The 24,625-nt window shown below is 67.2% G+C and carries 26 protein-coding genes and 2 pseudogenes; 3 read left to right on the forward strand and 25 right to left on the reverse strand.

Annotated features, from left to right (window positions below; genetic code table 11):
- The 14 genes and pseudogenes from ACLFMY_RS03540 to ACLFMY_RS03605 all read right to left on the reverse strand — a co-directional run.
- On the reverse strand, positions 1-2,281 hold a 2,281-nt coding region (locus ACLFMY_RS03540; protein ID WP_410763175.1), incomplete at its 3' end, for a nitric oxide reductase activation protein NorD.
- A gap of 70 nt (positions 2,282-2,351) precedes the next feature.
- Positions 2,352-2,684 (reverse strand): hypothetical protein, encoded by a 333-nt coding sequence (locus tag ACLFMY_RS03545; RefSeq protein WP_410763176.1) that lies wholly within the window; start codon positions 2,682-2,684, stop codon positions 2,352-2,354.
- Positions 2,681-3,319: a ParA family partition ATPase gene (parA, locus tag ACLFMY_RS03550; protein WP_410763177.1), complete on the reverse strand. Its 639-nt coding sequence runs from the start codon at positions 3,317-3,319 to the stop codon at positions 2,681-2,683. The genes ACLFMY_RS03545 and parA overlap by 4 nt, the downstream gene beginning before the upstream one ends.
- A 22-nt stretch (positions 3,320-3,341) precedes the next feature.
- Positions 3,342-3,620, reverse strand: coding sequence for a 4a-hydroxytetrahydrobiopterin dehydratase (locus tag ACLFMY_RS03555; protein WP_410277749.1), 279 nt, complete (start codon positions 3,618-3,620; stop codon positions 3,342-3,344).
- A 27-nt stretch (positions 3,621-3,647) separates the two neighbouring features.
- Positions 3,648-4,058 (reverse strand): bacterioferritin, encoded by a 411-nt coding sequence (locus ACLFMY_RS03560; RefSeq protein WP_410763178.1) that lies wholly within the window; start codon positions 4,056-4,058, stop codon positions 3,648-3,650.
- Between the two features lie 22 nt (positions 4,059-4,080).
- Positions 4,081-4,419, reverse strand: a complete 339-nt coding sequence (locus tag ACLFMY_RS03565) for a BMC domain-containing protein (RefSeq protein WP_410763179.1) — start codon at positions 4,417-4,419, stop codon at positions 4,081-4,083.
- A gap of 142 nt (positions 4,420-4,561) precedes the next feature.
- Positions 4,562-4,858: a BMC domain-containing protein gene (locus ACLFMY_RS03570; RefSeq protein WP_410763180.1), complete on the reverse strand. Its 297-nt coding sequence runs from the start codon at positions 4,856-4,858 to the stop codon at positions 4,562-4,564.
- A gap of 69 nt (positions 4,859-4,927) precedes the next feature.
- Positions 4,928-5,224, reverse strand: a complete 297-nt coding sequence (locus tag ACLFMY_RS03575) for a BMC domain-containing protein (RefSeq protein ID WP_058575618.1) — start codon at positions 5,222-5,224, stop codon at positions 4,928-4,930.
- A 54-nt stretch (positions 5,225-5,278) separates the two neighbouring features.
- A pseudogene (locus ACLFMY_RS03580) lies at positions 5,279-5,518 on the reverse strand (carboxysome peptide B); the annotation flags it as partial.
- A 1-nt stretch (position 5,519) separates the two neighbouring features.
- Positions 5,520-5,771, reverse strand: coding sequence for a carboxysome peptide A (locus tag ACLFMY_RS03585; RefSeq protein ID WP_058575620.1), 252 nt, complete (start codon positions 5,769-5,771; stop codon positions 5,520-5,522).
- Complete coding sequence (locus ACLFMY_RS03590; RefSeq protein WP_410763181.1) at positions 5,768-7,327, reverse strand: carboxysome shell carbonic anhydrase; 1,560 nt, start codon at positions 7,325-7,327, stop codon at positions 5,768-5,770. Before ACLFMY_RS03590 ends, ACLFMY_RS03585 begins: the two co-directional genes overlap by 4 nt.
- A 21-nt stretch (positions 7,328-7,348) precedes the next feature.
- Positions 7,349-10,138, reverse strand: a complete 2,790-nt coding sequence (locus tag ACLFMY_RS03595; RefSeq protein WP_410763182.1) for a CsoS2 family carboxysome shell protein — start codon at positions 10,136-10,138, stop codon at positions 7,349-7,351.
- 63 nt (positions 10,139-10,201) lie between these two features.
- Complete coding sequence (locus tag ACLFMY_RS03600; RefSeq protein ID WP_410763183.1) at positions 10,202-10,534, reverse strand: ribulose bisphosphate carboxylase small subunit; 333 nt, start codon at positions 10,532-10,534, stop codon at positions 10,202-10,204.
- Between the two features lie 43 nt (positions 10,535-10,577).
- Complete coding sequence (locus ACLFMY_RS03605; RefSeq protein WP_410763184.1) at positions 10,578-11,999, reverse strand: form I ribulose bisphosphate carboxylase large subunit; 1,422 nt, start codon at positions 11,997-11,999, stop codon at positions 10,578-10,580.
- 155 nt (positions 12,000-12,154) lie between these two features.
- Between ACLFMY_RS03605 and ACLFMY_RS03610 the strand changes: the two genes are divergently transcribed.
- The gene (locus ACLFMY_RS03610) at positions 12,155-13,072 is read left to right on the forward strand and encodes a LysR family transcriptional regulator (protein ID WP_410763185.1); all 918 of its coding nucleotides are present in this window, start codon (positions 12,155-12,157) and stop codon (positions 13,070-13,072) included.
- Positions 13,073-13,158: 86 nt separating this feature from the next.
- Here the strand turns inward: ACLFMY_RS03610 and ACLFMY_RS03615 are convergent, their stop codons facing one another.
- The 4 genes from ACLFMY_RS03615 to lgt form a co-directional block, all read right to left on the reverse strand.
- Positions 13,159-13,617 (reverse strand): hypothetical protein, encoded by a 459-nt coding sequence (locus tag ACLFMY_RS03615; RefSeq protein WP_410763186.1) that lies wholly within the window; start codon positions 13,615-13,617, stop codon positions 13,159-13,161.
- A 110-nt stretch (positions 13,618-13,727) separates the two neighbouring features.
- Entirely contained in the window at positions 13,728-14,231 is a 504-nt protein-coding gene (folA, locus tag ACLFMY_RS03620) for a type 3 dihydrofolate reductase (RefSeq protein WP_410763187.1), read from the reverse strand.
- 189 nt (positions 14,232-14,420) lie between these two features.
- Positions 14,421-15,215, reverse strand: a complete 795-nt coding sequence (locus ACLFMY_RS03625) for a thymidylate synthase (RefSeq protein WP_410763188.1) — start codon at positions 15,213-15,215, stop codon at positions 14,421-14,423.
- Positions 15,212-16,033: a prolipoprotein diacylglyceryl transferase gene (lgt, locus tag ACLFMY_RS03630; protein WP_410763189.1), complete on the reverse strand. Its 822-nt coding sequence runs from the start codon at positions 16,031-16,033 to the stop codon at positions 15,212-15,214. The genes ACLFMY_RS03625 and lgt overlap by 4 nt, the downstream gene beginning before the upstream one ends.
- 89 nt (positions 16,034-16,122) lie before the next feature.
- Here lgt and ACLFMY_RS03635 point away from each other — a divergent pair, with 89 nt between their 5' ends.
- Both ACLFMY_RS03635 and ACLFMY_RS03640 read left to right on the forward strand, forming a co-directional pair.
- The gene (locus tag ACLFMY_RS03635; RefSeq protein WP_410763190.1) at positions 16,123-18,147 is read left to right on the forward strand and encodes a thioredoxin domain-containing protein; all 2,025 of its coding nucleotides are present in this window, start codon (positions 16,123-16,125) and stop codon (positions 18,145-18,147) included.
- A gap of 135 nt (positions 18,148-18,282) precedes the next feature.
- Positions 18,283-19,065: a GNAT family N-acetyltransferase gene (locus ACLFMY_RS03640; RefSeq protein WP_410763191.1), complete on the forward strand. Its 783-nt coding sequence runs from the start codon at positions 18,283-18,285 to the stop codon at positions 19,063-19,065.
- A gap of 299 nt (positions 19,066-19,364) precedes the next feature.
- Here ACLFMY_RS03640 and ACLFMY_RS03645 read toward each other — a convergent pair.
- The 7 genes and pseudogenes from ACLFMY_RS03645 to ACLFMY_RS03675 form a co-directional block, all read right to left on the reverse strand.
- Positions 19,365-19,626: pseudogene (locus ACLFMY_RS03645) on the reverse strand (MerR family transcriptional regulator); the annotation flags it as partial.
- Positions 19,604-19,906, reverse strand: coding sequence for an integration host factor subunit alpha (locus tag ACLFMY_RS03650; RefSeq protein WP_372591871.1), 303 nt, complete (start codon positions 19,904-19,906; stop codon positions 19,604-19,606). The gene ACLFMY_RS03650 and the pseudogene ACLFMY_RS03645, both read right to left, overlap by 23 nt.
- 23 nt (positions 19,907-19,929) lie before the next feature.
- Positions 19,930-22,305, reverse strand: a complete 2,376-nt coding sequence (gene pheT, locus ACLFMY_RS03655) for a phenylalanine--tRNA ligase subunit beta (RefSeq protein ID WP_410763193.1) — start codon at positions 22,303-22,305, stop codon at positions 19,930-19,932.
- A 103-nt stretch (positions 22,306-22,408) separates the two neighbouring features.
- A complete protein-coding gene (pheS, locus tag ACLFMY_RS03660; protein ID WP_410763194.1) occupies positions 22,409-23,431 on the reverse strand; it encodes a phenylalanine--tRNA ligase subunit alpha in 1,023 nt (340 codons plus the stop codon).
- Positions 23,432-23,628: 197 nt separating this feature from the next.
- A complete protein-coding gene (gene rplT, locus ACLFMY_RS03665) occupies positions 23,629-23,988 on the reverse strand; it encodes a 50S ribosomal protein L20 (RefSeq protein WP_410763196.1) in 360 nt (119 codons plus the stop codon).
- A gap of 11 nt (positions 23,989-23,999) precedes the next feature.
- Positions 24,000-24,200, reverse strand: a complete 201-nt coding sequence (rpmI, locus tag ACLFMY_RS03670; RefSeq protein ID WP_125198480.1) for a 50S ribosomal protein L35 — start codon at positions 24,198-24,200, stop codon at positions 24,000-24,002.
- A 168-nt stretch (positions 24,201-24,368) separates the two neighbouring features.
- Positions 24,369-24,625 (reverse strand): GreA/GreB family elongation factor (locus ACLFMY_RS03675; protein WP_410763197.1); only part of this gene is annotated, 257 nt, incomplete at its 5' end.

A 24,625-nucleotide genomic window follows, 5' to 3' on the forward strand; every position in this document is an offset into this window, starting at 1 on the left:
AGTTCTTCGGCCCGAACACGCGCGAGACGTAGTCGTCGGCATTGGGGTCGAGTGTCACGCAGAAGGTCTCGACCCCCTGGCGGTGGAGTTCCTCGACCGCCTTCTTGGTGTCGTGGCGCAGGTACTGCGGGTCGCGCACGTCGTTGTCCGAGGGTTCGCCGTCGGTCAGCATCAGCAGCAGCTTGCGCTGGCTGGGTCTCCGGCGCATCAGTGCCCCGGCATGTCGCATGGCCGCCCCCATGCGCGTGGAGAGCTGCCCGGTCATGCCAGCCAGCCGGGCCTTGGCCTTGTCGCCGTAGGGCTCGTCGAAGTCCTTGAAGCGGTAGTACTCGACGTCGTGGCGACCGTTGGAATCGAAGCCGTGGATCGCGAACGGGTCGCCCACGCGGTGGATGGCGTCGGCCAGCAGGGCGGCCGCCTCGCGCGAGAGGTCGAGCACCGTGGTTTCCTCGTCGCCGCGGCCGAGCACGTCGTTGGTCGACTCGGACAGGTCGATCAGCAGAATCACGGACAGGTCGCGGATCTGCAGGCGCGTGCGGATGTTGATGCGTGGGTCGGGCGTATGCCCCATGCGGATGTCGATCATCGCGTTGACCGCCGCGTTGATGTCGATCTGGTCGCCGTCCTCGACCTTCTTCTCGCGCACCACGCCCTGTGGCTGGATCGCCTCGATCAGGTACTTCAGTCGCCGGACCAGCGGCTTGTGCCGCTCGAGGATCGCGTCGATCGACTCGGGGTCACCGTCGACGGGGCGCTTCTCGTTGACCGTGGTCCACAGCGGCCGCTCGAGCTGGGTCATGTAGTCCCACTCGTGGTAGTGCACCGGCGAGGCCGTGCGGTCCTCGGCGAAGATATCGGAGTACTTGCGGCCGTGGTTGTCGTAGAGCTCGGTACCCAGTACCCAGATCTCGTCGGCGTCCTCCGCGGAGATGTACTCGACGTCGAGCGAGTTGAGCATCTCCATGAGCGTGACGTACCGGCGCTTCTCGTCGATGCTGCCGGTGCGCACGGTCTCCAGCGCGGACTCGGGCTTCTCGAAGAGGAAGCGGTTGTCGTCGCGGTAGGGGATGCTCGAGACGTCGCGGCTCGGGCTGTATTCCAGGCCCATCTGGCGGGCCCGGGCGGCGAGTTCGATGCCGGCCTCCCGCGCTCGCTCGTAGGCCTCGGGGTCCTCGGCGATGCCGGCGAGATGCTGGCGGGCCGACTCGACCAGCGGGTGGTCGTCGCGGTAGTCCGGGTCGAGAAGCGCCAGGGCGATCCGGTCGAGCAGGGGGGCGATGTGTTCCTCGCCGGTCTCGTCGTGCCGATTGACCGCGATCCGCGCGATGCGTGACCACAGGGGTGCGAGCCCGGGGAAGTCCTTCCCGGCGAGGGATTCCACCCGGGCATCCTCCATCAGGCCGATGAACGTCTGCTCGAGCTTGGGGGCGTCCTCGGACTCGGGGTCGAAGCCCGAGTAGATCATGTGCGCGGCACAGTGTGCGGCCGCGGCCCGGTAGAGATTGACGCCGTCGACGCGTGTGTCGTCGCGGTCGACGTAGTCGTCGAAGGCGTCCGGCAGGTTGATGAACGGGCCCTCGATGAACGGCCGGTAGCCCTCGCGGCTCTCGAAGTCGCCGGAGGTCGGGCGCAGCAGGAAGTTGCGGGCCCAGAGGGCGCGCAGGTACATCACGAGCCGGCGCTGGACGTCGACGAACAGCGTGCCGCGCCGTTCCTTCTGCAGTACCGCCTCGGCATCGGGGCTGGCGAGGCTGAAATAGGCCTCGAGCGCATCGAAGTCGTTGCGGTGGGCGTTGATGCCCCAGGTCGCCCAGCGGCGCAGCCCGCCGAGGGTGAGCACCTCCAGCAGGTGATCGAGCTGCGTGAGCATGGGGCGCAGGGCACGCGGCGCCTGCGCGAGGATGGTATTGACCAGCGAGAGGTACTGCTGGAACAGCGAGGCCTCGCCCAGCCGCATGGCGGCCACCGGCGCGGTCGAGAACATCAGCGCGAGCACCGCCGCGCTGGTCTTCGAATACATCTTGATCGCCGTCGAGACCAGCTCGAAGGCGGCGTCGGTCCCCAGTTCCCTGGCCACCTGCGGCGCGCTCTCGATGAACGTGATCACGAGCTCGTCGCCGCGTCCCAGCGACTGCAGGCTGATCGCGGCGTCGATGTAGGCCTCGAGCGCCCGCGGCGGAAAGACGCGGGTCGCGTCCACCCAGTTGATCTCGAGGATCTCGCGGGCGGATTCGCTCAGCTCGTCCAGGCGCTCCTGGTCTTCTAGCCGTGCACTGCTCATGGTGTCGGTCACATCGTCGCGTGTGGCAAGGAAATGCAAGGGCCGGTCGAATGCCGGCCCTCGGGCGGGATCAGTCCGGCCAGACCCGGCGCGGGTGCAGCGGCTGCTTGCCCTGTCCGGGCGTCTTCGACTCGGAGTCTTTCTTGGCGGCCGGCTTGCGGGTGGACGATGACCGGGTCGTGGTGCTCGACTTGGCGGCGGGCTTCCTGGCCGGGGCCTTGCGTGCCGGGGTGCTGCGCTTGGCCGGAGCCTTGCTTGCCGTGGAGGTGGACGCCGCCGGCTTGCTCGCCGTTTCGTTTTCCGCTGCCGGCTTGGCCTCGGAGGGGCGGTTGGTGGTCTCGGTCGGCTTCGACTGGGACTCGGACTTCACGCTGGCGCTCAGCTTGTCTTCCAACTTGCTCATGATGACGTTACCTCGTCAATGATGTTCTCGATTTCGTCCACCGCCGCACGACCGCGGCCGCCAAGCTGGTAGACGCTCACTCCTTCCACGACCGCCGTTCGATAGGCGGCCCGGCGACGCACGGCCGCCGGGAGGACAGGCAAGCCAAGACCCGTGATGGCGTTCTGCATGGCACGGCTCATGGCGCTGCGCGGTTCGGTCTGGTTGAGCAACAGGGCCGCCGCAAGGGTTTCGTTGCCGTTCTCGCGCGCCTTGTTCACCGCCTTGACGGTGTCGGCGCTGGCCCACAGGTCGAGCGGCGAGGGGAGAACGGGGATCAGGACCCGGTGACTGTGGAGCAGCAACTCGATGGTCACGTTCATGTCCAGCGAGGGCGGGCAGTCGACGATCACGTAGTCGCAGGACTCCCGGGCCGCTGCAAGGTTGGCATGTGCATCGTCGTGATCGTCGAACAGGCGGGGCAGGCCCGACTTGGCCTCGCCCCATCCCGACCAGTGGCGCAGGGCACCCTGGGGATCGGCGTCGATCAGCCCGACCTCGCCTCGCCGGGCGAGCCCGGAAGCCAGGTTGATCGACAGCGTGGTCTTGCCACAGCCGCCCTTGAGATTGGCCAGTGCGATGACGTGTGCGGCCATGGTGTCACCCTCCTTGATGGGGTCAGCCTGCCCGGGTCTTCTCGGCCAGTTCGGTCGCCTGCCGGGCGAAGCGCACCTCGAGGTCGCCGAGCGTTTCCTCGAGCGGCGAGACGTTGACGCTCACTTGGGTGCGGTCGAACTGCAGGCTGGGGTGATAGCCCATTTCCTCGGACACCTCGGCGAGCCGGTCGAGGAAATCGCGCGTCTGCGCGTAGTCCTCGAACTCGAACTTCCGGATGAGCATGGGGGGACGTTTCTGGGTCTGCCAGCCGTCCACCTGGATGTCGGTCGTGTCAGCCATGTGCGTTCTCCCTGAGAACTCGTGTTGCTAGCCGCCGAGCTGACGGACGTGGCCCAGCTCTTCGTTGAAGAGGTGAGCGAACAGCGCGCCGGTCTCGTCGGGCTGGAATCGACGAAACCAGTTGGCGCCATCCTCGTAGAACCGCAGGCTTTCCCACTCCTTGGCCCGGGCGAGGGCGATGAGCTCCTCCGGGTCGCGGCCCGGCCGGACCGGGGCGAGGGAAAGGGCCGGCGGGGCGTACCCCAGCAGCAGCATCTGCCGCGTGACGAGGTCGGCGTGCCCCATCTCCTCGTCCGACAGCCGCGTTAGCTGTTCGGCCAGCGAATGCTGGCCCCAGAGCGATGCCAGCGTCGCGCGGGTGGCATGCTGCTGGGCGGACTCCATTTCCAGTTCCAGGGCTCGTCCGAGGAGCCCGATCACACGCGAATTCGATCGCATGGTCAAACCCTCGATTTAGGGATCAGCCACGATCGGCGTCGATTGACGGCACGCACCAGGAGGATTCGCAGTGGGCGGGATCCTCCGGCAGGATCGACTCGACCTCGCCGTGGACCCGCGCAATGATGTGCGCGGCCACCAGGCCATCCCCGACACGTTCACAGGCGTCGGCGCCGGCGCGGACGGCGGCGTTGACCGCGCCCGTCTCGCCTCGGACGAGCACGGTCACGTAACCGCCGCCGACGAACGAGCGGCCGACCAGCCGCACCTCGGCGGCCTTGGTCATCGCGTCCGCTGCCTCGACGGCAGGGACGAGGCCACGCGTCTCGATCATGCCCAGTGCAATACCGGAATTAGCCATGTGTGGAACCCTCGGGTCGGTCAATCCAACAGGAGCTGTCGGCACGATGGTGTCCTAACAGCTCCCGAATCAAGAATCTGGTTGGCAGACAGGGCCGTGCCACGGGGACACGGCCGCAGGAGCCTGCTAAAGGTACCCGGAATTAAGCCTCCGGGGTTTTCGGCAGAATGTTCTCTACCTCGGAGTGGACACGCGCGATGATGTGCGCAGCGACCAGGCCGTCACCAACACGCTCACAGGCGTCGGCGCCAGCGCGAACGGCAGCGTTGACAGCGCCGGTCTCGCCACGGACCAGAACGGTCACGTAACCACCACCGACGAACTGACGACCGACCAGGCGAACCTCGGCAGCCTTGGTCATGGCGTCAGCCGCTTCGATTGCCGGCACCAGGCCGCGCGTTTCAATCATTCCCAGTGCGATACCGGATACATCAGCCATTTGAGTTACTCCCAAGCTGTAGTTGAATCAGCCGGCGACGTCAGGCCGCCGACATTACGTGAATCCGCCTTAGGCTTCCGGGGCTTTCGGCAGGATGTTTTCTACTTCGGAATGGACACGCGCGATGATGTGCGCAGCGACCAGGCCGTCACCAACACGCTCACAGGCGTCGGCGCCAGCGCGAACGGCAGCGTTGACAGCGCCGGTCTCGCCACGGACCAGAACGGTCACGTAACCGCCACCGACGAACTGACGACCGACCAGGCGAACCTCGGCGGCCTTGGTCATGGCGTCTGCCGCCTCGATTGCCGGCACGAGGCCGCGCGTTTCAATCATTCCCAGTGCGATACCGGATACATCAGCCATCTTGTCTCTCCTCTCGAACGACTTTGTTAAACAGAAAACCTAGTGTCAGCACGGATCCCAGTGATCGATGATGCCGACAATTGTCAGATCCGTCTGGATCGTGGGATCCGGGAGCGCCAACCGCGCGGCGGAACCGCTGACGGTCACGACCCATTTACCCTCTGGTGCCCCGACCGGGTCGGCCGCGACGTTGAGTTTGCCGGCCTGGTCGACCAGCACCCTCAAGGAAACGTGTTTCAACCCCGGCACACGCCGCGTGGCCACAAGGTCGGAACGTACCTGCATGATCTCCATGTCACTCAGCAGACCACTGGTCGATGATCCCGACGATGGTCAGGTCCGACGGGTAGGACTTGCTGCCCGCCGCTTCCCTGGCCGCCGAGGAGCCGACGCAGATGACCCAGTCGCCCGGGATGCAGCCGATCGCGTCGACCGCCACCTGCGGCGTGCCGCCCGGCTTGTCGGTCACGACCAGCAGCGGGCGGTGGCCCAGCTCGCCGATCCGGTTGGTGGAGACCAAGGTCTTTTCGACCCGCATGATCTTCATGCCTGAGAAACCTCTTCAATTTCGCTGCCCGACGGGCGGTCCTGGACGCTGAGCTGGAAGCGCAGCATGCCTTCGTCATCCAGCTCCGCGTGGCGGGTGCGGATCGCGTGGCAGACCCGTTGGGCCCGTTCCACCGCCCGATCCCTTGCCCCCGGCACACGACCGTCGTAACGGTAGTGGATGGCGATCGGGATCGGCAGTCCGTGGCTCACGTTGAGCTTGCGGAAGATCTTGATCCCGACGTCCAGGTCATTCGTGTTCTCCTCGACGGTCTGGAGGTGGGCAAAGTACGCCAGGTTGCGCATCTGCACTTCCTCGAAACCGTCGCCGACGCTGATGTAGCGCTCGGCATGGCCGATGCTCTCGGCCGGGTAGCGGCCCTGGTACCGCTCCGTCACGTAGTCGATCTGCGACAGGTTGTTCACCAGCAGCGTGGCGATGAAACGTCGCATGCCGTCATGCGGCTCGCCACTGGTGCTGCGTCCCCAGTCGTCGGTCTCGTTGACCGCGCGGATCGCGTCGTACACGGCCCGGTGCGCGGCGTGCCGATCGAGATTCAACGTCTCCTTGTACAGGTAGGCGTTGTCGATGTAGCGGTGCACGCTGATGTCACCGTCGGCATCCGGGACGTGGACGCGGATCGCGTCCGTGTCCGTGTCGACACCCACCAGGAGGATGTCGGTACTCGCCCCACAGCAGTAGGTGTTCTCCACTGCTTGGCGGAAGGCATACAGCCGTTCCAGTGCGGCCTCGGCCGCCTTGCGCTCGTCGCTCCCGTGAGCGGCGCAGCCTTCATGATTGGGGTCCGACGAACTGCCGTGGTAGACCGCGATCTTCAGATAGCGGCTACCCTCGTCAGCCCGGTTCGGCACGCCCTCGCGAAACCGGCGAAGTTCGACTTCACTCCACTGGCGGAGGTCCTCCTCCACGTCGAACAGTGCGCCGGCATACGCCTTGCGATAGGTGAACGACCAGGCCGGGAGCCGCAGGATGAACGGCATCAGGCCCTTTAACCGTCCGTCCGAGCAAGGACTGATATCGATCGCGTGGAAACCGCAGTCGATGAAGAAATTGCTCGTGGACAGCGCGTCGTTCTTTTGGTCTTCCAGTTTGCGCCCGAACTGCTTGGTCGCAGCGTTGAGCGCCTCAAAGGTGGCACTTGCGAACAGCCCCCGCAGGTCCGGGCCGTTGATCCAGCTGTCGGCCAGCAGGGCCTCGTCGAAGCCGTGGCCGAGCCGGTCGCGGGCCAGGTCCTGGATGCGCTCGCCCAGCTGCCCGTCACGGGGCAGGGCGGCGACATCCTTGAGGAACGGAACGATGCGATCGAACCGCTCCTTGACGGAGTCCTCGCAATACGCCAGTTGCCGGTTGGCTTCGCGGTCGGTAAGCGGGTGATGGCACGAGCGCTCCGGCAGCGACGGGCAGGCCGGGTGCGCCACCTGGGGCGCGCCGAGCACGCCGCCGGGCCCCTTGGGTGCCCCGAGCCCGAAGGGGGCCCGGCGCTGACCCAGGCGGGGGGCGCCCAGCCTGCTGCGTCGAAACGGTTGCTGTGTCATCACGCCGCTCATTCCTGCCACTTAGCCCCTGGCACCGCCGGAGTAGGTGATGGTCGAGCCGTTCATGTCACTACCGCTGCTGCCGGTGATCTTGGACGCCGGAACCTCCGGACGCGGCACTTCACGGTTGACCCAGGCGTTGCGCACGGCACCGCGCGCCTGGCCTCGCAGGGACGGGTTGCGGCCCTGGGCCCACTGACCCTCGGTACCGGTCACCGATCCGTTGCGCGACCAGTCGTCACCGGTGACTCGGCAGCGATCGCCGCCTTCGCCGGTGATGCGCTCGGAAACCTGCGGCTCCGGGGCGCACTGCAGCTCGGTCTGGGCCGGAGCGACAGCCTGTGCAGGCTGCGGCTCGGCGGCCTCGACCGGTTGGGCCGGTGCGTTCTGGGTCGGCGCCGGGCTGACCGGTGCAGCCGGGGCGGGAGTGGGTGCCGCTGCCGCTGCCTGCGGGGCAGGCGTCGGCGTCGGCATGACCGAACCCATCCGCGGATGCGCGGGCGTCGGCTCAGGGTGACGGAACTCCGGCGTGCCGGTGATCAGTCCCATGGCCATGTTGCCGGGGCCGGTGATGCGGCCACCCTGGTCGAACGAGCTGCCCGTGACGCGGCCGCGGGCGGCGCGTGCCGGCGGTTGGACACTGAAGTCCTGCGGGGCCGTGATCGGCTCCTGGACCGGGGCGTGGGCCGCCTCGGGCACGTACCGTGCACTCGGCTGGGTCGGCGCGGCCAGCGGGTGGCTGGTCGGCGCGGCGCAACCGGTGTGCATCGCGTTGGCGTAGGGCGTGCCGCTGACGTAGTGGTCGTAACCGTATTCGTTACCGGTCACGTGCTCGGTCCGGTCCATCGGCGTGCCGCCGACGGACTGGCCGTCACAGGTCAGCGATTCCTCGACCTTCTCAGCATGGGGTGCGGGCGAACCCGAGCAGTACGCGCCGTAGTGTTCAGCGCCGTAGTACTCGGTACCGGTGACGGGCATGCACCCCCCTTGCTCGTCACCGGACATCTTTGGGTGATGGTCGACGCGCTGACCGGTCAGTCCACGACCCGCGAGGGTGTGCATGGACTGAACCTTGTCGACGCCGCCACCGCAAAGACGCGGTTCGCCGTACTGAGAACCCGTGACACGGGAGCAGGAACCCGGCTCGTTGCCCGTCACGCGCTCGCTGCGATCCACGAGGTTGCCCGTGATCCGCTCGCCGTGGCGCGACTGGTCAACGCCGACCTTGTCGTAGCCCGGCTCGGGGCGCGTGTTGCAGAACGACTCGTACTGCTCGAAGCTCAGGTACTGGGTACCGGAGACGTTGCGGCAGGAGCCCGGCTCGTCACCCGTGACGTGGCTGGAACGACCCACCGCGGTGCCCGACACGGTGCGACCCGTGTAGGTGTGCGTCTCCGCGACCTTCTTCGGCGCACCGTTGATGGTCATCCGTGCCACGCCGGAGTCCGCGTACTCGGACCCGGTGATCGGCCGGCTCGCGCCCGCCTCCCAACCGGTGGCCCGGGCCGGACGGAACTCGTCGCTACCGGTCACACGCATCTGCTTCTCGGTCCGACCTTCCACGACCTTGTCGGCGTGGCTCGGGCGGGCCTTGGTGCCGCAGAACGTCTGCAGGTCTTCGCTGCTCAGGTACTCGGTGCCGGTCACGGACTCGCAAGTCCCGCGCTCGTCACCGGTGACCTTGCCGGCTCGACCTACCGCGGTGCCGCTGACGCCATGACCGCGGGCGGTCGTGGTCGTGCGAACCTTCGGCGCGTTCGGCTGCGGGCGGGTGGAGCAGAACGACTCGTACTGCTCGGAACCGATGTACTCGGTGCCGGAGATCACCCGGCAGCTGCCGGACTCGTTGCCGGAGACGCGACTGCTGCGCTCCACCTGGGTGCCCTTCACCTCACGGCCGGAAATCGTGTGACCGGTTTCCACCTTTTTTGGCTCGGCGGCCTCGCTGGTGTTTTCCGGCTTGCGACGTCCGGTGGGACGGCAGGACGGGGCGCTGCCCCGACCGTACTGGCACAGCATCTCGCGATGGCGCATGGCCGCTTCGCGTCCGCTGGCACTGGTGTCCAGATAACCCGGAACCTGGTAACCCACACGTCCCGGACCGCCCTGCGAGGCCGGCTTGGCCGGCAGCGCGCGCTTACCCTTGTTCGCCAACGCCTCGCGGCGAGCCTGGCAAATCTGGCGCACGCGGTTGGCCTGCGGGCCAAGGCGGGCCGGACGCTTCTTGGCGACCGTGCAGAGCGACTCGAACGAAGCGTCGGTCTCCTGGTCGGCCTGGGTGTCGCTGCTGGCAGGGGCCGGCTTCGACTGCGAGCGAACCTCGTCAGCGAAGGGCATCTGCTTGCGACCCGGGCCGCCCTGGGAGGCGGGCTTCGGCGGGAGTGCGCTCTTGCCGTACTTCGCCATGGCCTGGCGACGTGAACGGCAGACGGACCGCACCAGGTCCGCCTCGGAACCGAACTGACCCGGATCGGACTCGGCGAGCGAGCACATCTGGTCGACGGATTCGTCGGTGGACGCGGATGCGTGGGATTGTGAGTTGGCAGCGCCGTTGCTGCCCGAAGCCCGCGATGCCGCGGGATTCTGGCGAGCGGCCGACGCGGCCGATTTCCAGGTCGAGGTGCTGGCGTTCTTGCCGTGTGCAGACAACTGCGCACGACGGGCGCGGGCCAGTTCCTTGCCGGTCAGGCCGGCGAGGCTGCCGCCACCCTGAGGGGCTGCCGCGGTGCTGCCACCACGGGAAAGCTCCTCACGTCGGGCGCGAGCTGCTGCACGATTTCTGGCTGCATTGTTTCCAGATTGTACAGGCATGCCTGTTGTACCTCGTGTTGATGGTTGAGCTGCCCGCCCGAAGGCGGTCAGCCTCATCGCTTATCAGCCGGCGCGGTAAACCACGAAGGCCATACCCTGGCTCTGGGTGAAGTTGTCATACGCGACCAGGCGAACGTGATGGCCCGGGTACTTGCGATGGCACTCTTCGATCTCGGCGAGCACGTTCTCGACGTTGTCTTCACCGAAGAACGGCAGCTTCCACATGTACCAGTAGTGGTTCATCATGTTTTCCGGCTCGACGTGCTCGACGCTCGGGCTCCAGCCCTGCGCCAGCGCGTATTCGATCTGAGCGCGGATCTGGTCCGGGGTCATGGACGGCAGGTAGGAGAAAGTCTCGTACTTGACCGTCGTCTTGTAGTCCTGCATTTGGTTCATGGTTTCTTACCTATGAGTCAGATTCTGGTTAAGAAGGCCTGGATTAGCGGTTCTGGGTGTCGAGCTTGTCGACGGTGTCGAACTCGAACTTGATCTCTTTCCAGGTTTCCATGGCGATCTTCAGTTCCGGGCTGTGCTGGGCAGCCTGGGTCAGGATCTCCTTGCCTTCACGCTCTACGTCACGACCCTGGTTGCGGGCCTCGATGCAGGCTTCCAGAGCGACGCGGTTGGCCGCGGCGCCAGCGGCGTTGCCCCACGGGTGACCCAGGGTGCCACCGCCGAACTGCAGGACGGAGTCGTCGCCAAAGATGCTGACCAGTGCCGGCATGTGCCAGACGTGGATACCACCGGATGCGACGGCGAAGACGCCCGGCATGGAGCCCCAGTCCTGGTCGAAGAAGATGCCGCGGGAGCGGTCTTCCGGGATGAAGGATTCACGCAGCAGGTCGATCCAGCCCAGCGTGGAGGCGCGGTCGCCTTCCAGCTTGCCCACGACGGTACCGGTGTGCAGGTGGTCGCCGCCGGACAGACGCAGGATCTTGGTCAGTACGCGGAAGTGGATGCCGTGGGTCGGGCTGCGGTCGATGACCGCGTGCATGGCACGGTGGATGTGCAGCAGCATGCCGTTTTCCTGACACCACTTGGCCAGACCGGTGTTCGCGGTGAAGCCGCCGGTGATGTAGTCGTGCATGATGATCGGTGCGCCAATCTCCTTGGCGAACTCGGCACGCTTGTACATCTCTTCCGGGGTCGGCGCGGTGACGTTCAGGTAGTGACCCTTGCGCTCGCCGGTCTGTGCCTGGGCAGTCTCGGTGGCCTCCTGGACGAACAGGAAGCGATCACGCCAGCGCATGAACGGCTGCGAGTTGATGTTCTCGTCGTCCTTGGTGAAGTCCAGACCACCACGGAGGACTTCGTAGACCGCACGGCCGTAGTTCTTGGCCGACAGGCCCAGCTTCGGCTTGATGGTGCAGCCCAGCATCGGACGGCCGTACTTGGACAGCTTGTCACGCTCGACCTGGATACCGTGCGGGGGACCGCCACAGGTCTTGATGTAGGCGATCGGGAAGCGAACGTCTTCCAGGCGCAGGCCACGGATGGCCTTGAAGCCGAACACGTTGCCGACCAGCGAGGTGAACACGTTGACGACAGAGCCTTCCTCGAACAGGTCGATCGGGTACGCGATGAAGGCGTAGAAGGCCGAGTCGTCACCGGGCACGTCCTCGATGCGGTACGCGCGACCCTTGTAGTAGTCCATGTCGGTCAGGAGGTCGGTCCACACCGTGGTCCAGGTACCGGTGGAGGACTCGGCTGCAACGGCGGCAGCGGCTTCCTCGCGATCGATGCCCGGCTGCGGGGTGATCTTGAAGCACGCCAGCAGGTCCGTGTCGAGCGGCGTGTACTCCGGCATCCAGTAGGTTTCGCGGTAATCTTTTACGCCCGCGCTGTAACTTTTGTTCGCCATAGCGATCCTCCGGAAGGGTAAGGTTGGCATTGGGTTTGGGATCGACCTAGGGGAAGGCCCCTCTTTCGTCTCGGCCGATACTATACGTCCACCGACCATCAAAGCAATTCAAAATAAGTGATGCTCGCCATAAATAAAACCTTATGGATTGACCGATGATCCGATTCACATTGCACCAGCTCCGCGTCTTCAGTGCCGCGGCCGAACTTCTCAACTACACGAAGGCAGCCGAGAAGCTTCATCTCACGCAACCTGCTGTTTCCATGCAGATCCGTCAGCTCGAGGACAACGTCGACCTTCCCCTGTTCGAGCAGACCGGCCGTCAGCTCTATCTCACGGACGCCGGGCGGGAGCTCTACGGCTATGCCCAGCGAATCCTCGAGGTGATCACCGAGGCCGAGGAAGTGCTCGAGGGGATGAAGGGGATGCATCGTGGGCATCTGCGGGTCAGCGTTGCCAGCACGGCCAACTACTTTGTAGCCCGTTTGCTGGCAGATTTCTCGAAACGCTACCCGGGGGTGTCCATCAGCCTGGATGTCACCAACCGTCAGCGACTGCTGCGGCAACTGGCGGACAACGAGGCCGACATCGTCATCATGGGCGAACCGCCGACGGACGTGGACCTGGTCTCCGAGGCGTTCCTCGAGAACCCGCTGGTGGCGATCGCCGCGCCGAGCCACCCCCTGGCGGGCAAGGAGCGGATCACACTGGAGGAGCTGGCACAGCACCGCTTCGTGCAGCGCGAGTCGGGGTCGGGCACGCGCGCGGCTATCGAGCGATTCTTCGAGGAGCACGGTCTGGCCGTCGAGCCGGGGCTGGAAATGCGCTCGAACGAGGCGATCAAGCAGGCGATCGAGGCCGGGCTGGGCGTGGGGATCGTCTCGCAACACACCCTAGAGCTGGAACTGGAGACCGGGCGGCTGGTGATCCTGGATGTCGAGGGGCTGCCGATCATCCGGCACTGGTACATGGTCCAGCGCCAGGGCAAGCGGGACACGCCGGTGATGCGCAGCTTCCACGACCACGTGCTCGAGCAGGCCGAGCGGCAGGTGCGCCTGCCGGCGACGCACTGACCCGGCCAGGCCCGGGAGCCTTCGGAGCGCAGGGCGCCGCAGCTCCGGCCGAGCCGGGGCGGCATGACGACCCGTTCGCGGTTGCCCTAGCGCTGCTGGCGTTCTTCCTCGCGGACCAGCGGCGCCCAGAACTCGCGCAGCGCGCCGACCGGAACCGGCTCGCGCGCGTTGAGAAACGGCTCGGCGGTGGTGGCGAGCACCGGGTGGCGCTCGGTCATCTGCTGCATCCAGTGGATGTCGCGGTAGGAGAGGTAGTCGCTGGAGAAGTGGGCCGGCAGGGAGACCCACTTGGCCACGGTGGCAGCGGGCGCCATGGCGAGCCACACGGCCATGGCGATCAGCGGGACGCCCACCCAGGGGTGGCCGTGCTGGGCGGTGTCGACCAGCAGGGACCATTGCAACATGAACAATGCCCCGGTCAACGCGATCACGCTGGCGTAGATCCAGCGATGGTTGCGGGCGATGTCGTAGACGTCCACCAGCCGGGCGATCAGCTCGGGCTGGTAGTCGAATTCGTCGCGCAGGTCGAGTGACTGCCGGGTCATCACGGACTCCTGGTTTCGTGTTCGGCGGGGTGTGACCGGCACCTCCCCGCGAAAGTTCGGGAATCCTTTCTCCGAGCGTAGTCGATTCGCCGTCGATCCGCGGCCGGCGCTCAGGCCGGGACGCGGTCGAAGGTGAGGAACTGGTAGTTGTAGGGGTTCTTCTCGTCGGCTTCGAAGCGGCTGGCCTCGACCAGTTCCCACTCGTCCGGGACGTAGGCCGGGAAGTGCGCGTCGCCGGCCACCTCGAGCTCGACCAGCGTCAGGTACATCCGGTCGGCGCGCGGCAGGAACTGGTAGTAGATGTCCGCCCCGCCCATGACCATCACCTCCTTCGACTCGTCGAGGTGAGCCTCGGCCTCGCTGAGCGCATCGTTGATGGTGTACACGATGGTCACGCCGTCAGCGCTGAAGGACTCGTCACGGGTGAGCACGATGTTGGTGCGTCCCGGCAGCGGTCGACCGATCGACTCGAACGTCCTTCGCCCCATGATCAGGGGCTTGCCCATGGTGACCTGCTTGAAGTGCTTCAAGTCGGCCGGCAGGCGCCAGGGCAGCTGGTTGTTGCGGCCGATGACCTGGTTGCGGGCCATCGCGGCGATGAGGCTCACACGCATGACGGGTTCCTGCCGAAAGGGCGGTTGCGTTAGGGAAGGTCTGCACGAATCCGATGCCACTCTGGCCTGGCGAATCGCCCGTGATCAAGACGCGCTTCAGCGCTACCGGAATCGTGCAGAGATTCCTTAGGGATCAACCCGGCAGTCTAACGGAATCCTCGCGCCGAATCATGCGCGGGCGGTTCGTCCTCAGACGGCCACCTTGGCCTTGATGTGGGGATGCGGATCGTAGTCGGTGAGCTCGAAGTCCTCGAAGACGAAGTCGTCGATCGAATGACGCGCCGGGTTGATGTGCATCCGGGGCAGGGGACGCGGTTGGCGCGTCAGTTGCTCGCGCGCCTGCTCGAGGTGATTGTGGTAGAGGTGCGCGTCACCCAGCGTGTGGACGAAATCGCCCGGCTCGAGGTCGCAGACCTGCGCGATCATCATGGTCAGCAGGGCGTAGCTGGCGATGTTGAAGGGCACCCCGAGGAAGATGTCGGCGCTGCGCTGGTAGAGCTGGCAGGACAGGCGTCCCTCGGCGACGTAGAACTGGAACAGCAGATGGCAGGGCGGCAGCGCCATGTCGGGCACGTCGGCCGGGTTCCAGGCCGTGACGATCAGCCGGCGCGAGTCGGGGTTGGTCCGGATCTGCTCGATCACGCCGCCGAGCTGGTCGATGCGGCCGCCGTGATGGTCCGGCCAGGAACGCCACTGCTTGCCGTAGACCGGCCCGAGGTCGCCGTTCTCGTCGGCCCACTCGTTCCAGATGCGCACGCCGTTGTCCTGCAGGTAGCGCACGTTGGTATCCCCGCTGATGAACCACAGCAGCTCGTGGATGATCGAGCGCAGGTGCAGCTTCTTGGTGGTCAGGGCGGGAAAGCCTTCGGCCAGGTCGAAGCGCATCTGGTGACCGAAGACGCTGCGCGTGCCCGTGCCGGTACGGTCATCGCGGTCCACGCCGTGGTCGAGGACGTGCTGCATCAGGTCGAGGTAGGCCTTCATTCGGACGTGGCTCCAGCTTGGGTGTGAGCGGGACGATCCATGATACCGCGGCGGTAGGCCCAGATCAGCAGCGCGATCCCCGCGAGGACCATGGGGGCGGACAGCAGGTGCCCCATGGTCAGCCAGTCGCCGGCGAGGTAGCCGATGTGCGCGTCCGGCTCGCGGACGAACTCGACGGCGAAGCGGAAGGTGCCGTAGCCGGCGAGGAACAGCCCGGAGACGGCCATGCGCGGGCGCGGGCGCATGGAGAAGACCCACAGCAGGGCGAACAGCACCAGCCCCTCGAGGAATGCCTCGTAGAGCATCGACGGATGACGCGGCTCCGGGCCCGCCCCGGGGAAGACCATCCCCCACGGCAGCGAGGTGGGGCTGCCCCACAGCTCGGTATTGATGAAGTTGCCGATCCGGCCGAAGAACAGGCCCACCGGCACCAGCGGCGCGATGAAGTCGGTGACGGTGAAGAAGGCCAGTCCCTGGCGATGGGCGAAGATCGCCGTGGCGACGAGCACGCCCAGCAGCCCGCCGTGAAAGCTCATGCCGCCATCCCAGATGGCGAACAGGGAGAGTGGTGACTCGATCAGCATGTCCGGCTGGTAGAACAGCATGTAGCCGATCCGCCCGCCGGCGATCACGCCCACGGCCGCGTAGAAGACAAGGTCGTCGACCTGCACGGCACTCACCGGCCAGTCGGGCCGGCGGGCGCGCAGGCGGGCGAGCAGCCAGGCGCCGGCAAAGCCGAACAGGTACATCAGCCCGTACCAGTGGACGGCCAGCGGGCCGATCTGCAGGGCGACAGGGTCGATGGCGGGGTAGTCCATGGGATTGTCGATGCTTGTGAACGACCAGCGAGTCTACCAGTATCGTCGGTCAGTACCTCGAGAATCCCCCATCCAGCCGGAGCGATCCGATGACCAATCCCCGCATGCTCGAATCGACCAGTCCCTACCTGCGTGCCCACGCGGATAACCCGGTTGAATGGCATGAATGGGGCGAGGAGGCGCTCGAGCTTGCCCGACGCGAGGACCGCCCCATTCTCCTGTCGATCGGCTATGCCGCCTGCCACTGGTGCCACGTCATGGCGCGGGAGAGCTTTTCCGACCCGGCGATCGCGGCGGTGATGAACCGGCACTTCGTCAACATCAAGGTCGACCGCGAGGAGCGTCCCGACCTCGACAAGACCTTCCAGACCGCGCACGCGCTGCTCAACCAGCGTGGGGGTGGCTGGCCGCTGACCGCTTTCCTCAACCCCGACGACCGCACGCCGTTCTTCATCGGCACCTATTTCCCGGCGAAACCGCGTTTCGGCATGCCGGGGTTTGCCGACCTGCTCGAACGCGTGGCGATCGCCTACCGGGAGAAGGGCGACCAGACGCGGCAACAGGGGGCGGCCGTGCGCGAGGCGCTTTCCGCCGGCCCGGCGGGAGGGACCAGCGTGCCGCCGGTCTCGGTCGCCGACCGGGCCCGGGCCCGCCTGGAGGCCTCGCTGGACCGTCAGCACGGCGGGCTGGACGGGGCGCCGAAGTTCCCGCAACTGCCGATCCTCGACTTCCTGATCGACGAGGCGGCCTCCCGGGGGAGCGACGGGTCAGGCGAACTGGACCATGCCGTGGCCGCGCTGCTCGACGGCGGGTTGTTCGACCACCTCGACGGGGGAATCTTCCGCTACTGCGTTGATGCCGACTGGACCATCCCCCATTTCGAGAAGATGCTGGTCGACAACGCCCAGTTGCCCGCCACGCTGGCGCGCTTCTGCCGGCTGGCATCCGCCGAGGGTGCCTTCGAGGCCCGCCGCGCCGTGGTCGAGCCACTGATCGAGCGCAGCATCCACCACTTCCTCGAGCGCATGCGCCTGCCCGACGGCAGCCTGGCGGCCAGCCTCGATGCCGACACCGAGGGCGAGGAGGGCGGCACCTACGTCTGGACGCCGGACGAGGCGCGCGCGGTGCTCGAGGCCGCCGGCGTCGACGAGCCCGACATCACCTCCTTCCTGTCCGACTACGGCCTCGACCGGCCGCCGAACTTCGAGGGGAGGTGGCACCTGGCGCGGGTGGACCGGGCGAGGCGCGTCGAGCAGGTCCGGCCGCTCGACGAGCCCGTCCGCGCGGCCTTGCTGGCGGCGCGTGACCGGCGGGTGCAGCCGCGCCGTGACGACAAGTCGCTGGTGGGGCTCAACGCGCTGGCGGCCACGGGGCTCATTCGTGCGGGGAGCGTTCTCGGCCGCGGGGACTGGATCGCACTGGGCATGGATCTCGCTGACCGCATCACCCCGGGCGAGGCCGAGATCGCCGAGATGCCGACCGGGTACCTGGGCAATCGCGCCTCCGTGCCTGCCTTCCTCGACGACTACGCGCTGCTGCTCGAAGCGCAGGCCGAGGCCTTCCTGCAGGTCCCGGACGACCGGCGCCTGGTGGTCCTCGAAGCCATCGTGTCCACCGTCACCCGGCGGTTCTCCGACGCTTCCGGCGGGTTCCGCCTCAGCCAGCCGGGACACGGCTCGCCCGTGGAGTCGCTGGTGGTCTACACCGACGACGCCCAGCCGTCGGGGAATGCCGTGCTGGCCGACACGCTGGCCCGCCTGGGCTACGTGCTGGGGCGCAGCGACTGGCTGGAACTGGCCGAGGGCGTGTTCAAGGCCGCCTCGGGGTCGGTCGACCGAGCCGCGACGGCCCACCCCCGCCTGCTCTCCGCGATCCGCCGCTTCCACCAGCCCGCGACCGTGGTCGTGCTCAAGAGCCGCGACCTGCCCGCGTGGCAGTCGGCCATCGACCGGCTGCGCGGGCGGGGCGTTGTGGTCCTGCCCACGACGAGCGAGACGCTGTTCGCCGACAAGCCCATGCCCGAGACCGGGCCGGGGCTGGCCTATGTCTGCCGCGGCCTGACCTGCCTGCCTCCCGTCGACGACCCGGAGCGCCTCGTCGCCCAGTTCGCCTGACCCGGGTCGACCGGCGGAGGCCGGCCGCCTCCGCGAAATGCCGTAACCGAACCTTTATCGGATCGTCACGCGCCTGCCAAACCCCGTGCGCACCCTCGGAGCCTTCCGGGGCAATGCATACGTGGAGAGGAATTGATGCCAGTAGAAAACAGCAGCGCGGGCCGGCTGGCGGTGACGTTCGCCGTCACGGCGGCGGAGCGGGAGGCCTGCTACCGGTTGCGCTACCGGGTGTTCGTCGAGGAAATGGGGGCGCGGATACCGGAGGGCCACGGTGGCCTGGAGCGCGACCGCTTCGACCCGCACTGTCACCACCTGATGGTCCGCGACCGGCGCAGCGGCGCGGTGGTCGCCTGCACCCGCATCCTCACCGACACCCAGGCGTGCCTCACCGGCGGCTTCTATTCCGCGCAGGAGTTCGAGCTCGACGCGATCGCCCGGCTTCCCGGGCGGGTGATGGAGATCGGCCGGACCTGCGTGGCACCCGAAGCCCGCCGCGGGGCCACCATTGCCATGCTCTGGTCGGGGCTCGCCCGCTTCATGGAGATCCACCGCTTCGGCTTTCTGATCGGATGCGCCTCGATCCCCGTCGACGACGGCGGCGCGGCGGCCGGGAAGATCGCGGCGCGCCTGAGCCGGCGGCATCTGGCCCCAGAGGGCAGGCGGGTGATGCCGCGCCATCCCGTCCCGCGGGTGGCCGGGGACGAGGAGGGGGAGGAGCCGAGGCTGCCGCCGCTGTTGAAGGCCTACATGCGCCTCGGGGCGAAGATCGGTGGCGACCCGTGCCTGGACGAGGCCTTCGGCTGCGCCGACCTGTTCATCCTGCTCGAGAGCCGGGACCTGCAGGGGCGCTACCAGCGCCATTTCGTCGAGCGCCGACGCCCGGAAGCGGCCGCCGCCGGGGAGTCGATCGCGGCCTGAGGCCGGGCCGGCCGAGAGCGGTGCTCAGTCTTCCGTGGAAGGCTGGCGGCAGTAGGGGGCGAGCTGGTCGGCGAGGGACTCGATACCCAGCCGGATCTCGCGAAGATCGAGCTCCCCGCCGGCTGGCAGGGGAGCGGGCTCAGGAGCGGGTGTCGCCGGGGCCGTGGAGGTCTCGGCGGCCTCCGCCTGCGGGTCGAGCTGCAGCAGGTTGCCGCCGCTCTGGCTGATGCGCTCGCGCATGTCGCGCACCGCTTCCAGCGCACTGGAGGACTCCCGCGAGGAGGCCTTGGGCAGGGCCGCCAGTTGCTGGCGGGCGCCGGCAATGGTGAAACCCTGCTCGTAGAGCAGGGTTCGGATCAGGCGGATGAGCTCGATGTCGTGGCGCTGGTAGTAGCGACGGTTGCCGCGCCGCTTGATCGGCTTGAGCGGTTCGAATTCCTGCTCCCAGTAGCGCAGGACGTGCGATTTCACGTCGCAGAGCTGCCCCACTTCCCCAATGGTGAAATACCGCTTGTTGGGGATGGGCGGAAAGCTGAATTCAGTCTTGCTCTGGGCCGTCATAGGCTTCTACCAGCGACTTCAGTTTCTGGCCGGCGCGGAAGGTGACCACCCGCCGGGCGGTCACCGGGATCATTTCCCCGGTACGGGGGTTGCGCCCGGGGCGCTCGCTCTTGTCCCGCAACTGGAAGTTGCCGAAACCGGAGAGCTTGATGTCCTCCCCGGATTCCAGCACCTGTCGCATCTCCTCGAAGAAGAGGTCGACGAAATCCTTGGCCTCGCGCTTGTTCAGGCCAATTTCATTGTGCAGCGTTTCTACCAGATCCGCTTTCGTAAGTGCCATGTAAATCGGTTCCCGGGTTCAAGTCAACCGCGCAGTTCGACGTTCTTCTGGCGGAGATGTTCGAGTATGTGATTGATTGTATCGGTAATTTCGTCGTCTGTGAGGGTTCTTTCCTCATTCTGGAAGACCAGTTTCACCGCGAGCGACTGCTGTCCCTCGGCGACCCCCTCGCCCACGTAGCGGTCGAACGGCTCGACGCCCTGCAGGAACGGTCCGCCGGCGCCACGGATGGCCTCCGCCAGTTCGGCGAAGGGCATGGTGACCGGGGTTACCAGCGCGAGATCGCGCCGGATCTGCGGGAACTTCGACAGCGACCGGCTCTGGGGCAGCGGACGCGTTGCGATACCCTCGAGCGACAGCCGGCAGACGAAGACCGGACCCTTCAGGTCGAAGGCCTTGAGCGCATCGGGATGCAGGGCACCGACCTCGCCGACCGGCTCGCCATCGATCAGCACGGCCGCTGCCTGTCCGGGGTGCAGCGCCGGATGCTCGCTGCGGCGGAACGAGACCGCGTCCTCGAGGCCCAGGCCTTGCAGCAGGTCGACCAGGTCGCCCTTGATGTCGTAGAAGTCGGCCGGGCGGGTCGGCCGGGACCACTGCTCGGGCGCGGCCTGGCCGGCGAGGACGAAGGCCAGCTCGCCGGACTCGCGGGCCTCGGCGGCCGTGCCCCCGGCAAAGCGGTGCCCGGTCTCGAACAGCCGGATGGCCGGCTGCTGGCGCTTCTGGTTGTGGGCGACGGCCTCGAGCAGGCCGGGCCAGAGGCTCTGGCGCATGACGGCCATCTGCTCGGCGATCGGGTTGGCCAGCGCGATCGGTTCGCTTGCCGGGGTGATGGCCCGGTCGAGCTCGCGGTCGACGAAGCTGTAGGTGATCGCTTCGAAGTAGCCCCGGTCGGCCATCAGGGTGCCGATCTGCGTTGTGGTGTTGGTGGTCACCGGCGGCAGGCCGATCTCCGGCGTCATGCGGGTGATCGGCGCGCGGAAGTTGTCGTAGCCGATCAGGCGCGCCAGTTCCTCGAGCAGGTCCTCGGGGATGGACAGGTCGAAGCGGCGGGTCGGCGGCTCGACGGTCAGCCGGTCGCCGTCGCGCGTGACGTGGCAGCCCAGCTGGCGGAGCAGGTGCTCGGCCTGCTCGGCGGGAATCTCCATGCCGAGGCGGTTGCTCGCCCAGGCGGTGTCCAGCGTGATGACCGGCTGCCCGGGCAGTTCCCGGCCGCCCACCGCCTCGCGCACCGGGCCGGCCGTGCCACCGAGGGTCTCCGTGATCAGTTGGGCGGCCCGGTCGATGGCCTCGCGGGGGAGGGTCGGGTCGACGCCGCGCTCGAAGCGGAAGGCCGCGTCCGTGGTCAGGCCGAAGCGCCGGGCGCGGCCGGCGACCGCCGCGGGGGTGAAATGGGCGGCCTCGAGCACGATGCGACGGGTCTCGCCGGTCACGCCGGACGGTGCGCTGCCGATGATGCCGGCCAGCGCGATCGGGCCCCGGCTGTCGGCGACCACCAGGCAGTCGTCGTCGAGCGTCAGCTCCTGGTCGTTGAGCGCGGCGATGGTCTCGCCGCGGCTCGCCCGGCGCACTCGGATGTCGCCCTCGATCTTCTCGGCGTCGAAGGCGTGCATCGGCTGGCCCGTCTCGAGCATCACGTAGTTGAGGATGTCGACGATCGGCTCGACCGTTTTCACGCCGGCGCGACGCAGACGCTCGGCGATCACCGGGTCGGTCGCGCCACGGGCCGGGATGTGCTCGATGACCTGGGTGAGGTAGACCGGGCAGTCCTCGCCGTCCTTGATGGCCGCCTCGCGGACGGTATCGGTGCCGGTCTCCGGGGCGCGGGTCTCCGGGGCGATCACCTCGGCATCGAACAGGGCCGAGCACTCCTGGGCCAGCCCGGCGATGGACAGGACGTCGCCGCGGTTGGGGGTGATGCCCAGCTCGATGACGTGATCGTCGAGATCAAGCCACTCGCGCAGGTCGGCGCCGATCGGCGCTCCGGCCGGCAGGTCCCACAGCCCGGCGTGGTCGCTGGACAGGCCCAGCTCGGCCGCCGAGCAGAGCATGCCGTGGGAGGGCTCGCCGCGCAGCTTGGCCTTCTTGATCTTCATGCCGTTGGGCAGGGTCGCACCGACGCGGGCGAGCGGGGCGAGCATGCCTTCACGGACGTTGGGCGCCCCGCAGACCACCTGCCAGGTGGTCTCGCCGTCGGACACCTCGGTGACGCGCAGCTTGTCGGCGTCCGGGTGCGGGCGCACGGACTCGACCACGCCCACCACGACGTTGTCGAAGGGCGGGGCGGCCGGCTCGATCGCGTCCACCTCCAGCCCGGCCATGGTCAGCCGGTGGGCGAGTTCCTCGGTGTCGACCTCCGGGTCGATCCAGCTTCTGAGCCAATGTTCGGAAAATTGCATCGCGTAATCAGGTCCTTGGGCCTTGTCCTGTCGACCGCGGTCGTCATGCGGTCAATGGAGCCAAATCCGGGGCGCGCGGACACGGTCGTGCCCGCCGCGTCGCTTACTGAAACTGCCGCAGGAAGCGCAGGTCGTTCTCGAAGAACGATCGCAGGTCGTCGACGCCGTAGCGCAGCATCGCCAGGCGCTCGACGCCCATGCCGATGGCGAACCCGCTGACCTCGTCGGGGTCGAGACCGACCGAGCGCAGCACGTTCGGGTGCACCATGCCGGCGCCGAGCACCTCGATCCAGCCGGTCTTCTTGCACACGCGGCAACCCTCGCCACCGCAGTGAACGCACTGGATGTCCACCTCCGCCGAGGGCTCGGTGAAGGGGAAGAACGAGGGGCGCAGGCGCACGGGCAGGTCCTCGCGCTCGAACAGCGCGGCGAGGAAGGTCTCCAGCGTGGCCCGCAGGTCGGTGAAGCGCACGTTCTCGTCGACGTACAGCACCTCGATCTGGTGGAACATCGGCGAGTGCGTCATGTCCGAGTCGCAGCGGTAGACGCGGCCGGGCGCGATCACCTTCAGCGGCGGCTTTTCCTCCTGCATGGCACGGATCTGCACCGGCGAGGTATGCGTGCGCAGCAGGTGGCTGACGTCGAAGTAGAAGGTGTCGTGCATCGCCCGGGCCGGGTGGCTCTCGGGGATGTTCAGCGCGGTGAAGTTGTGCCAGTCGTCCTCGATCTCCGGGCCCTCCGCGACGCGGAAGCCCATCGCCTGGAAGATCGACGAGACCCGCTCGGTGATCTGGGTGACCGGGTGCTTGCCACCCGGCGGCCGACGGCGGCCGGGCAGGGTGACGTCGATGGTCTCCTTGGCGAGCTTCGCCTTCAGCGCCGCGGCCTGCAGTGCCTCGCGACGGCCCTTCAGGGCGTCGATGACGCGGTTCTTGACCGCGTTGATCGCCGCCCCGCGCGTCTTGCGTTCCTCGGGGTCGAGCTGGCCGAGGGTCTTCATCTGGGCCGTGATCGAGCCCTTCTTGCCGGTGTATTCCACCCGCAGGCCTTCCAGTGCATCCAGGCTGTCGGCCGCCTCGATGCGCGCCAGCGCGTCCTTCTCCAGGGTGTCCAGGGAGTTGCTCACCGCCTATGTGCTCCTTCCAGTCGTTTTGCCACCCTTTGCCGGATATCCGTTCTCCGAACGGGTGCCCGGCAAAGGGCGTTATTGTGGCCTAAACCTCAGTAAAATCAATGCCTTCAACGAAAAAAGGCGCCACGGGGCGCCTTCGAGAAGTGCAAGCGGGACGGCGCGAGGCCGCCCCGGCTCCGCTGCGGGCCGAATCAGCCGGCCAGCGCGGCCTTGGCCTTCTCTGCCAGGGCGGCAAAACCCGGCTTGTCGTGTACCGCGATGTCGGCGAGGACCTTGCGGTCGACCTCGACGTTGGCCTTCTTCAGGCCATCCATCATGCGGCTGTAGGACAGGCCGTTGTTGCGCGCCTCGGCGTTGATGCGGGTGATCCACAGGCCGCGGAACACGCGCTTCTTCGCGCGACGGTCACGGTAGGCGTACTGACCCGCCTTGATGACCGCCTGGTTGGCGGAACGGTAGGTGCGCGAACGCGCGCCGTAGTAACCCTTCGCCTTGTTCAGGACCTTCTTGTGCTTTGCATGGGCGGTAACGCCACGCTTGACTCGTGCCATGGTCTATCTCCTCACTTCTTGCCGTAGGGCATCATGCGCTCGACGAGCTGGACATCGGCCTCGTGAACGTAGGCCGGCGAACCGAGCTGACGCTTCCGCTTCGACGATTTCTTCGTGAGGATGTGACGCAGGTGCGACTGACGACGCTTGACGCCGCCCGCGGTGATCTTGAACCGCTTGGCAGCCCCGCGATTGGTCTTGATCTTGGGCATGATCGACTCCAGTTCAGGTTTGTTTTTTGAGTCTCCGGCCACGTCGGAGTTGGGTAACGTGGTCGCGGACGATTGCTCTTTTCATCGGCCCGGGGCCAAAAAAGAGCCGCGAATCATACAGCTTTCGGGCCGCTCTTGGCAAGCCTGACGGCGTGTCCCGTCGCCGGGCTAGCGGTGATACTCGCCGGCGCGCTCGGGCTGGTAGACCACTTCCTCGATCTTCACGTGCAGCGTGCCGCCGCCCGGGCGAGGCCAGTCCATCTCGTCGCCCTCGGACAGGCCGAGCAGGGCGCTCCCGATCGGCGCGAGGATCGAGATGGTGCCGCCGTTCGGGTCGACGTCCCGCGGGTAGACCAGCGTCAGGCGGAATTCCTCGTCGGAGGAGGTCACGCGAAAGCGGACCGTGGAGTTCATGGTGACCACCG

The sequence above is a fragment of the Guyparkeria sp. genome (assembly GCF_046545975.1).
Taxonomy (GTDB): Bacteria; Pseudomonadota; Gammaproteobacteria; order Halothiobacillales; family Halothiobacillaceae; genus Guyparkeria.